We start from the raw sequence: 3,370 nt of genomic DNA on the forward strand, positions 1-3,370 counted from the left end.
TGTAGTCGGTATTGAGGTGATAAAGCCCGCCATTGGGCGGTGTCAGAGAAAGCCCATTAAACTCGACGGAAATGTTTTTTCCGCTTGTGGCGCTCCCAGCAGGAGGCGCAACCGCACCGGGATTGGCACCGTTGTTGATAGTGGTGCCGCTGCCGCTAATGGTTTTTGCGGTAAGGCTGGACGCATATTGGTTTGTCGCGCGCTCTTGAACCTCTGGCCCCCAATTCCAAAACCACAAGTCGCCTTTATAGTTACGGTAATTCCATTGACCGCTGGAGGTGGTGCGTTCGATCAGGCGTTGTGCGCTGCCCCAGCCATCCTGTTGCAGGGTCACACCGGAAAGATCTATTTCGCCCTGTGCGCTGATTTTACTCCAGAAGTTTTCCAGCGTACCCACTTGCGGGGTCAGGTTCCCCCCAGCTAACAGTTGTGCCTCCGGGCTGATTTCATCGATACCGTTATAGGCGAAGGTCAACGTATAATCTGTGTTCACATAATCGCTATTCATTGAACCGCCATGAGGTGGTTCATCATAGCGTCCACCCGGAATATCGGGATTTTCCTCTGTCCAGACAGCCGAACCGGTCACTGTGTCGGCTATCACAAAGTCACTATTGGCGCTGAGAATATGGCGGCTGTTGGTCAGCGTGTTGGCGTAAATCAGCATATCTTTGCCGGATTCAATCAAGCCGGAAATATTGAACACCTGAGCGGCTGCCAGGTAATTGCCGCTATTATCCAATGCGCCTGCAAGGATAATATTGCCCACCCCTAAGATGGTGGTGGTCGGCGCGGTATCGGTGTCAGTGACGGTATCGCTATTTTCTATAACCGGTGCCAATAAGGCTAAGGTGCCATTTTCATCCGTGGCACCTATCAGGGCGGAAGGGCCGGAGTTGGTGATGCGCTCCTGCGCCTTGAGTGTGGCTTGCGAACTAATAATAGTGCCGGTATTGAACAAGGTGTTGGAGTCGGTGTTGAGGCTACCGAGGGTTAATATTTCGCCACTGTTAATCAAGGCACCCGCCGTGGTAAGGCTGGCTCGCGTTGCTACAATATTGCTGTTGTTCAGTAAACTGCTGGAGTAGGTACTGAGTTTACCTCCCGCCAACAGCTGCCCATCATTGGTCAAGCTACCACGGGTGGTAAAGGTGAAATCACGCCCGGCTTGCAGTGTCGAACTGGCCAGGTGAGTGAAATTGCTCTGTAAATTCAGCGTCAAATCTTGACTGGCGGTGATATTGCCGGCGCTGTTTTCAAGTTGGCCAAGGTTCAATGCGATGTTATTCGCCGCCAGTGTGCCATTCTGGTTATTGAGAGTCTGCGCCCCCGCATTGATGGTTAGCGAGCCAAGGGCAAGTATATTGGCGCGTTGCGTGCTGATATCACCGCTGTTGGCGGTGATATTCATTTCTCTGGCTTGGGTGTAGCTGTCGGTGAGATCAACCCGACTGCCGCTTAATGTCATGGCACCTGCGGCGAGGGTTTGCCCTTGCGCTATCAATTCCTGACGGGTGGTCACCACCAAGTCGCCGGCCTCCATCAGGCGGCCATCACTTTGTACTCCAGCGGCCAGCAGACTGTCGCTATTACTCTCAAGGCGTTGTGCATTGATGGCTACATGGCCTTTAGAGAGCAGGGTACCGCCACGGTTATCCAGATAATCGGTGAGATTCAGTTTGAAATCTGCCGCCCCGACTTGTGCTATTACGCCCCCGACATTCGAGAGTGCCTGAGCCTCGAGAGTGATTTGCTCGGCAATGACACTGGCGTTATCAGTCCGTAGCAAAGAGGCAGTCGAGAGCGACAAATATTGACTGGCGGACAGATTCGCTGCCGTCAGAGAGATGGCCCCATCTTGGGCTGTCAATGTGAGATCCCGGCTCTGAGTTTGGCTACCACTGAGGTCGATAGCGCGGGCGCTAAAGTTCTGCGCCGTGCCACTAAGATTTTTCCCTTGCGCGGTTAACTGCCCACTGGCGGTCACATTTAATGTGCCACTGGTCATGGCGCTATTGTCGGATTTAACCCCTGCACCCAAGACCGAGCTACGGCTGCTGTTGATCTCGGTTGCGCGCAGCGAGGTGTCACCCGCCGCCGCAACAGTGCCACTGTTAGTCAGCTTGCCCGTAGTGGTGAGTTGGGTATTGGCACTGGCATAGAGTATCCCAGAGTTATCAATGTCAGCGGTGGTATTGACCAGCAACTGTTGGGCACTGTTGATATGGCCACTGTTAGTCAGCTTACCCGTGGTGGTGAGCTGGGTATTGGCATTGGCATAGAGCACCCCCGAGTTATCAATACCCGCAGTGGTATTGACCAGCAACTGTTGGGCGCTATTGACCTGGCCGCTGTTCACCAGCATGCCGTCAGCTGTAATGGTGATATCACCCGCTGAGGCGCCTATCTCACCCGCATTGCGCACCCCAACACCGGATTCGGTGCCAATCAGGCGAATTTTACCGGCATACATGCCGCCCAAATTAGCCACATCTACCGCCACAGTCGGGCGCGGGCTGCCATCGGTGACGTTGGCATTAATTGTGTGGTGCGCGGCATCCACCTGATTGCGCCCGGCCGTGACATTCAGCTCATTGGCCCAGATACCGGCATTCACTTTGATCGAGCGGGCTATCAGGTCGGTACTGTCCTGACGGCTGCTGTCCAATCCGTTGCCCTGAACAATAATTTCGCCCCGTTCAACATTATAACCGGTGATTTTGCCATTATTGAGCTGCACCTGCCCGGTGGTTAGCGTCGCGCGGTTGGCGTTAATAAAGCCGCAGCCGTCACAGGTAATGCCTGATGGGTTGGCGATAACCACCTGTGCTTTGCGCCCGGCCACCTCGATATAGCCATTGAGTTTGCTCGGGTCGCGGCTGTTGACTTCATTGAGGATAACATTGGCCTCACCGCGTGCCAGCCACGGGTTGCCGTCCACCACGCCAGCAATCTGGGTTTGGTTTATACCGTGGCCGTTATTGAGAATAACCCCGCGATTATCGACATCGAACTGGCTGTAAACGTTGCGCGATACTCCGTCGCTGCTTGGTGTCTGGATATTAACCTGCGGTGTCCCGTTGGCGCTGTTGATAATGGTCGGCTGTTGATTACCAGGCGCACTGCCGTCGGCGACAATATTGGCCTGAGCCGATAACGAAACACAGCCCAATGCCAGTAATAAACTAAAACTCAGCGGGGATAAGGCACTGATGCGGCGGCTCTGGGTATGGCCCACACCGGAAGATGCCGACGATGCAGCCCGACCGGAGGCGGCGATATCTGCCACCACCATCAACATGCCACGCGCTTTGTTAAATACGATTCGGTATAGGTTCTTATTCATGTTGATTCTCAACAAGTTATCCCC

The 3,370-nt window shown here is 54.2% G+C and carries 1 protein-coding gene; it reads right to left on the reverse strand.

What is annotated here, in order from left to right:
* Positions 1–3,346: two-partner secretion domain-containing protein (locus YROHD0001_RS0119095; protein ID WP_169310656.1), on the reverse strand; the 3,346-nt coding region annotated here is incomplete at its 3' end.
* Positions 3,347–3,370: the final 24 nt, after the last annotated feature.

This window comes from Yersinia rohdei ATCC 43380, from assembly GCF_000173775.1.
In the GTDB taxonomy this organism is placed as follows: Bacteria; Pseudomonadota; Gammaproteobacteria; order Enterobacterales; family Enterobacteriaceae; genus Yersinia; species Yersinia rohdei.